The organism is Companilactobacillus suantsaicola (assembly GCF_004745525.1).
Taxonomy (GTDB): Bacteria; Bacillota; Bacilli; order Lactobacillales; family Lactobacillaceae; genus Companilactobacillus; species Companilactobacillus suantsaicola.
In genome coordinates, this window is sequence record NZ_RKLY01000035.1 from 20,711 (window position 1) to 27,013 (window position 6,303).

8 protein-coding genes and 1 pseudogene are annotated in these 6,303 nt (G+C 36.5%); 3 read left to right on the plus strand and 6 right to left on the minus strand.

Annotated features, from left to right (window positions below; translation table 11 throughout):
• Positions 1–17: 17 nt before the first annotated feature.
• Entirely contained in the window at positions 18–938 is a 921-nt protein-coding gene (locus EGT49_RS10865) for a helix-turn-helix transcriptional regulator (RefSeq protein ID WP_135374248.1), read from the plus strand.
• 106 nt (positions 939–1,044) lie between these two features.
• Here EGT49_RS10865 and EGT49_RS10870 read toward each other — a convergent pair whose 3' ends face one another.
• The 3 genes from EGT49_RS10870 to EGT49_RS10880 all read right to left on the minus strand — a co-directional run bounded on the left by EGT49_RS10870 (position 1,045) and on the right by EGT49_RS10880 (position 2,583).
• Positions 1,045–1,242 carry an antitoxin of toxin-antitoxin stability system gene (locus tag EGT49_RS10870; protein WP_135374250.1) on the minus strand — a complete coding sequence of 66 codons (198 nt, stop codon included), beginning with the start codon at positions 1,240–1,242 and terminating at the stop codon, positions 1,045–1,047.
• A gap of 187 nt (positions 1,243–1,429) precedes the next feature.
• Positions 1,430–1,663: a cytochrome b5 domain-containing protein gene (locus EGT49_RS10875; protein ID WP_179949630.1), complete on the minus strand. Its 234-nt coding sequence runs from the start codon at positions 1,661–1,663 to the stop codon at positions 1,430–1,432.
• Positions 1,664–1,743: 80 nt separating this feature from the next.
• Positions 1,744–2,583: an alpha/beta fold hydrolase gene (locus tag EGT49_RS10880; RefSeq protein WP_135374252.1), complete on the minus strand. Its 840-nt coding sequence runs from the start codon at positions 2,581–2,583 to the stop codon at positions 1,744–1,746.
• A 140-nt stretch (positions 2,584–2,723) separates the two neighbouring features.
• Between EGT49_RS10880 and EGT49_RS12680 the strand changes: the two are divergent.
• Positions 2,724–3,539: pseudogene (locus EGT49_RS12680) on the plus strand (LysR family transcriptional regulator).
• Between the two features lie 109 nt (positions 3,540–3,648).
• Here the strand turns inward: EGT49_RS12680 and EGT49_RS10895 are convergent.
• The 3 genes from EGT49_RS10895 to EGT49_RS10905 all read right to left on the minus strand — a co-directional run bounded on the left by EGT49_RS10895 (position 3,649) and on the right by EGT49_RS10905 (position 5,514).
• Positions 3,649–4,152, minus strand: a complete 504-nt coding sequence (locus tag EGT49_RS10895) for a helix-turn-helix transcriptional regulator (RefSeq protein WP_135374258.1) — start codon at positions 4,150–4,152, stop codon at positions 3,649–3,651.
• 17 nt (positions 4,153–4,169) lie between these two features.
• Positions 4,170–4,466 carry a type II toxin-antitoxin system RelE/ParE family toxin gene (locus tag EGT49_RS10900; RefSeq protein ID WP_135374263.1) on the minus strand — a complete coding sequence of 99 codons (297 nt, stop codon included), beginning with the start codon at positions 4,464–4,466 and terminating at the stop codon, positions 4,170–4,172.
• Between the two features lie 190 nt (positions 4,467–4,656).
• Complete coding sequence (locus tag EGT49_RS10905) at positions 4,657–5,514, minus strand: aldo/keto reductase (RefSeq protein WP_135374265.1); 858 nt, start codon at positions 5,512–5,514, stop codon at positions 4,657–4,659.
• 111 nt (positions 5,515–5,625) lie between these two features.
• Here EGT49_RS10905 and EGT49_RS10910 point away from each other — a divergent pair, with 111 nt between their 5' ends.
• The gene (locus tag EGT49_RS10910) at positions 5,626–6,237 is read left to right on the plus strand and encodes a helix-turn-helix domain-containing protein (protein ID WP_135374267.1); all 612 of its coding nucleotides are present in this window, start codon (positions 5,626–5,628) and stop codon (positions 6,235–6,237) included.
• The last annotated feature ends 66 nt before the right edge of the window (positions 6,238–6,303 follow it).

Sequence of the window (6,303 nt, forward strand, 5' to 3'; positions counted from 1 at the left end):
CACCATTGGAGAAAAAGATGGATAAAGCAAATCGACTCAATCAGGAATTAATCTTTTTAAGCACGAAAAATATCTTTCATATCACCGATCTCACTAACGAATTCAAAATTTCTAAGCGAACTGCCTTGCGTGACATCAATGACCTCGAGCAAATGGGATTAAGTTTTTATACCGAAAATGGTCGTTATGGGGGTTACCACTTAGTTAGTAAGGAATTACTCATCCCTATCACCTTCAACCTAGAAGAGATCAACGCTATTTTCTTTGCCTTAAATGCGCTGACTTCTCTTTCCGTTACCCCATTTGTGAAATCTTACAAACATATTTATGACAAATTAATGGCGACTCTGCCTAAATACCAACAACAAGCCGTCACCAAGCTTCAGGAGTCGGTTCACTACTACAAAACACCGTCGATTTCGACACCACAATTTTTGGATGCACTCCTCAATTCGATTTTGGAAGAATCCGCACTAGATGTCACCTATCAAGCGCAAAAACAAACGATTCAAGTCTTTGATTTACTGTACCGACGCGGAATTTGGTTCTGCAATATTTACAATTTCAGCAATAAAAAATGGGCGACTTATCGTTGCGATAACATCACCCACTGCCGATTCAATTCTACTCAGGAAACCTTGACTCACGACCAAATGCAAAAAATTCAAAACGATTATGAAGCAAACTACCACGATATAAAATTCGAATGCACTCTGACCAAACTTGGGGTGGAACTGTTTTACAAGAACAATTATCCCAACATGCATCTCAAAAAAGTGAACAAAACCTACTATTTATATGGTGGCTACAATCAAGAGGAATTTGATTACATGGTCCAGTACTTAATTACTCTTGGAAACAACGTCAAAATCAACTACCCACAGGAACTCAAAAATGCTTATTTAGATGAATTGAAACGGATAATTGCACAATATTGATTTTTTCGACATCATCGATAGCTATTCTGCATCATTTAAGTCCAAATGATGTCGAATAGCAGTGTTGATGTTAAAAATTTTTGATTATGACCCTTTAAAAACGAATTTAATCAAAAATTTCTTTCCCCATTAATGGACCACTGAATGTTTCTTCTTGAATAAGATCATGGGTTCGAAGGAATTCTTCATCTTCAAAAGGATTAGCAATTTTCTTTAAATAAACCAATTCCCCAAACCGCCCTTGGAAAACATCGTATTCTAAATCTTCAGCTTTTATGCTTTTGGGAACCGAAATTTTTCTCATTTTACAAATCCTCCACGACGAAAAAATCATGCTAATAACTTTATTAACATGATTTTTTGTTTACTGAAACGAGTTGCACAAGCCAGACTCAGCCATATAGCTACATTTCCCAAATCACACGCAAGACCGGCGTGCAATTCGTGAAATTAGGCTATTTGTCTGAGTCTAACCGGCTTGTTCCACTCTCTTATTTTAATTTTCCAACTTCATTTAACTTTGCTAAAACTGAGTGTTTATGTGGTGCGTGATTAATTACTTCCGAGAGATCCTGACCGGCAACATTACCGTGGTGCTTGCCACCTTGCCAAGGATCAACATCAGTAACATCATAGATAATCCCATCAATTGCAACATAGGCAGGTCGACCGTCCTTTCCATCAAATTTCTTCAATTCATCTAATGTCATTTGCTTTTCTGGCACATCTACAACCTCACTTTCCTTTTGTCTTCATCTCATTATCCCATTTTTCCCGGTCTCACCACACCAAATTTGCTCACGAATTAGGCCCATTTATTCAAAATTAATTGTGCAATCTCTTGATAATGTGTTTCCAAAACGAAGTGTCCGCCATCTAACAAATGAACTTCGGCATTCTTATCATCCTTGGCGAAGGCTTGAGCACCTTGATAGACAAAACTAGGATCATTTTTACCCCAAGCGGCGATAATTTCCGGTTGGTAATCTTGAACGTATTGCTGATACTTAGGATAATTAGCTACGTTATTTTGATAATCAAAGATTAAGTCTGACTGTCTTTCCCCATAATCAGGCGACTCAGTGTAGTGGATGTCCAACGTATAGCCATCTGGTGAAACACTACCAACTTTTTCTCCGCCAGTGTATTGACCAATGATTGTTTCAGGTTTAAAAGCAGATTTATAGCTATCACGCAATTTTTCCGTCGGATTATTCCAATAAGCTTTTCGACCCTCCCACTTGGAGCCGAGGCCTTCCTGATAAATATTACCATTTTGACTGACGATACCAAGAATTCTTTCGGGATATTTTACCGCCAAATTAAAACCAATTGGTGCTCCATAATCGAAAACGTACATATAGAATTTATCGATTTTCATAGCATCTAAGAATCCATCAACATAATTCGTCAAATTAGCAAATGTATAGTCGAATTCTGTATGGACTGGTGCGTCCGATTGACCAAAACCGATGAAATCTGGTGCGATAACGTGGAAATCTTTTTCCAACAACGGCATTAAATTTCTAAACAAATGACTAGCTGTAGGAAAACCATGTAATAGTAGAAAAGTTGGTTTATTGCTGTCGCCACTTTCACGATAAAAGACGTTCAATCCATTTACTTCAACTGTTGAAAATTTCATATTTACTGACCTCGTTTGTCTTAATTAACTTACAAGTTCAGTATATAGTCATTTGGATATATGATAAACTACGATAATGAGAACTTTGATATATCAAAAACAGATACCAGGAGTAAATTATGAATACTAATACTTTAGAAATGTTCATTACAATTGCCCAAACTGGCAGTATCTCTGGTGCTGCTGAAAAATTAGGCTATGCTCAATCCAATATTTCAACTAAACTACGCCAATTAGAAGCGGATCTAAACACACAATTATTTTATCGAACCAATCGCGGTATCACCTTAACTGATGCTGGCAAAGAATTTTACACTCGAGCTATCAAGATCATCAGTTTGACTAACGATGCTATCGATCAATTAAAACATCCCGAAAACATTCAGGGAACTCTCAAAATTGGCACCCTTCAAACTGCCGCTTCAACTTTTCTACCAGAAATACTTTCCAAATTTCACCAACAAAATCCGCAAGTTGAACTGTCGATTGCTACAGGAACAACACTGTTAAGCGCCAAAAGAGTCCTCAACTATGAATTAGACGGTGCTATCATCGGTGGTCATGTCAGCGAAAATGACCTCACTACTATTCCCTTAATGAATGAACAATTAGCTTTAGTCGCTCCAAATACTGACATTGAGATCGATAATGCACCTTTACTAGTATTTCCTGTTGGTTGTGCCTAGCGTAAAACTTTGGAGAGTTATCTCGACCCCAAGCAAATTATGATTCATCATCCAATCGAGTTTAATTATCTCAACGCTATTGTTGCCAGTGTCAGTGCAGGATTAGGTATCAGCTTACTACCAAAAAAAGTAGTTCAAACTTATTTAGCTCAAGGAACTATTAAAGAAATTCCGTTACCAGAAAATTTTTCGACCTTACCAGTTTCCTTTATTTATCGAAAAGATCACATCATGACGCAATCATTTCAAGAATTCATTAAAACTTTTTAGCATCATAAAATTCAATAATAATTTTCCCTACCCCCCAAAAAAGCAGCTATTCGATGTCATTTAATAGACAATGACATCGAATAGCCGCTTTTGACATTAAAAATATCGATTATTTTTCATTCTTCAATTCGTTTGCTTGTTTTTTTGCTGCCAAAAAGAAATCCTCATTCTCTTCACAATCATCAAGTATTCCTAAAGTGTAGAGTACTTTTAGATTAGCTACTTCAAAAAATCGCCGTAAATTTCTCACTTGTTCGTTATAATCATCAGTTTTCGATACCCATCCTTCAACTGACATTTTTTGATAAGGAAATCTTTTTACTAAATTCATTTCCCTCTCATCCGTCAATTCACTACTAACTTTTGCCAATCTCTCCCGGTAGCGGGATTCTAAATTATTCCAAACAGGTGCTGGAACGCCTAAAACAGATTCTAATCTTTGAGCCACATCGTTAGTTAATTCAACTTTTCCATTAATCAAATGACTTATGTGTTTTTCGCTCATATCCATTCTAATAGCAAATTCCTTTTGCGACATGTGGCGATCTTGCAATTGTTCTTTGATAGTTGCCCCTGGTGGGACAGCAATTGTCTTTTTACTATGTGGATACATGATTGTCCTCCCTTAATTTAATGATAATCAACTATTTCAATAATTTGAATAATTTCTATTTTCGAATCTTCTTTCATAAAAATAAGTCGGTATGGTTGTACCAAATCTATAGCATATTGTCCTTTTCTGTTACCTTTTAATTGGTGACAATGTCCTAATGAATATAAAATCAATTGATCAACCGTTTCGAATGCAATTAATTCTGATATTCGCTGCTCAATCTTTTCCGACATATTTAATCCAAATTTTCGAATAGCAATTTCATTTTGCGTACATATGCGTTCCATTCTTTTATTTTTAAACGTAACTTTCATATCGCCCTCAATTATTTACCTATGAGGTAAATTTATTTTATCACGAAATTTTTTAATAAACTACTATTGTGATTTCGTCATTATTAAAATTACGCATACCAACAGTGTTTTTGTCATTTCAAGCATAAAAAAAGGAGTAAGCCAATCATCCTAATTGGTTTACTCACTTTTCATTTTTAATCATTTTAGATTATTTTAATTTAGCCAAACTTGAACCAAAAATCTGCTCGATTGTCACGGGGTCACGGTGATCAAAGAATTGACTTTCATTTTTATCCAAGCTAGACATTACCTTCATATCGTCAGCGCTTAATTCGAAGTCAAAGACATCAATATTTTCCTTAATTCGATTTTCGTGAACTGACTTAGGAATTACTACGATGCCGCGTTGCAACAACCATCTCAAAATCACTTGTCCATTAGACTTGCCGTATTTTTGAGCAATTTTGGCAATCGTTTCATTGGTGAAAATATCGTGCTTTCCTTCGGCAAATGGAGCCCATGCTTCGACACGAACGTCTTCTCGGTTGGCAAAATCTACTTCTGAAGGTTGTTGATACCAAGGATTGACCTCGATTTGGTTAACAACTGGTTTAATGTTGGTTGTTAACTCCAAGTTCTTTAGTTGGTCGGCGTAAAAGTTTGAAACCCCGATGGCACGAATCTTTCCTTCTTTTTGAGCTTCTTCCAAGGCTCTCCAAGCTCCAATCGTATCGCCATAAGGTTGGTGTAATAGGTATAAATCAAGATAATCTAAGCCTAAATTTTTCAAAGAAGTTTCGATTCCTTTTTTGGCACGGTCGTAAGTGAAGTCTGAGACCCACAATTTTGAGGTGATGAACAAGTCTTTGCGGTCGACACCACTTTCCTTGATAGCTTCGCCGACAGCTGTTTCGTTTTGATAAGCGGCTGCTGTGTCGATCAAGCGGTATCCGTTGTTGATAGCCGTCAAAACTGCTTGTTTACACTGCTCCAAGTCAGTAATTTGGAACACGCCGAATCCTAATTGGGGCATTTCCATTCCATTATTTAGTTTAACGTTTTGCATTTTATTACCTCTTCTTTAACTGATGACTACATTTTATAATCATCGCTATTATTTGAAAATTACTTGTTTGATATGCTACCATACGTTCAACGTATACTTTGAGGTGAAAAGATGATAGATAATTACTTATTGGAAGAATTAGTCGCATTCAAAAAATACGGGACGCTAGCTGCCACGGCCCAACACTTATTAGTAACTCAACCAACCGTTACTCGCGGGATGCAGAAATTAGAGGACGAGTTAGGTGTCCAAATTTTTGACCGCCAACCTAATCGCATCACTTTGACTAAAACTGGCGAATTAGCCGCTAAAAAAGCTCAAGAAGTCATCGCAACAAATTCAAATTTCGTAGAAACCATTCAAAAATATGACTATAATCACAAGAATATCCGCGTCGGGGCAGTCGCTCCAGGGCCTTTGATTTTGTTGCATCATTTAATAAAGCTTAATGCTGTTGATGAAAAAATTGATATAGACGATAACTTATTAGATTCCCATCACGTATCTAACAATCTTTTGGATCATAATTATTCCTTCATTCTAATCAATCAGGAAATCATGACTGATAAAGTCGAATCATTTTTTATCGGTACTGAAAGACTCTCTGTTAATCTCAATCAATTCACTTTACTAGCTAATAAAAAAGCCGTTTCCTTTGAAGATTTAAAAGGTCGCAAATTGCAAGAACAAGTTAGCCACTCCGAAAAAATAAAAAAAACTTAAGATCTATCAGGATTGGAGTGCCAGATTATTAGTAGCCGCAAGCCAAGGAGAATGCCTCCTGTGGCT

Excerpts from the sequence above, each read along its gene's own strand:
- EGT49_RS10865 (WP_135374248.1), top strand. The coding sequence starts at position 18 with ATGGATAAAGCAAATCGACTCAATCAGGAATTAATCTTTTTAAGCACG.
- EGT49_RS10870 (WP_135374250.1), bottom strand. The coding sequence starts at position 1,242 with ATGAGAAAAATTTCGGTTCCCAAAAGCATAAAAGCTGAAGATTTAGAA.
- EGT49_RS10880 (WP_135374252.1), bottom strand. The coding sequence starts at position 2,583 with ATGAAATTTTCAACAGTTGAAGTAAATGGATTGAACGTCTTTTATCGT.
- EGT49_RS10895 (WP_135374258.1), bottom strand. The coding sequence starts at position 4,152 with ATGTATCCACATAGTAAAAAGACAATTGCTGTCCCACCAGGGGCAACT.
- EGT49_RS10900 (WP_135374263.1), bottom strand. The coding sequence starts at position 4,466 with ATGAAAGTTACGTTTAAAAATAAAAGAATGGAACGCATATGTACGCAA.
- EGT49_RS10905 (WP_135374265.1), bottom strand. The coding sequence starts at position 5,514 with ATGCAAAACGTTAAACTAAATAATGGAATGGAAATGCCCCAATTAGGA.
- EGT49_RS10910 (WP_135374267.1), top strand. The coding sequence starts at position 5,626 with ATGATAGATAATTACTTATTGGAAGAATTAGTCGCATTCAAAAAATAC.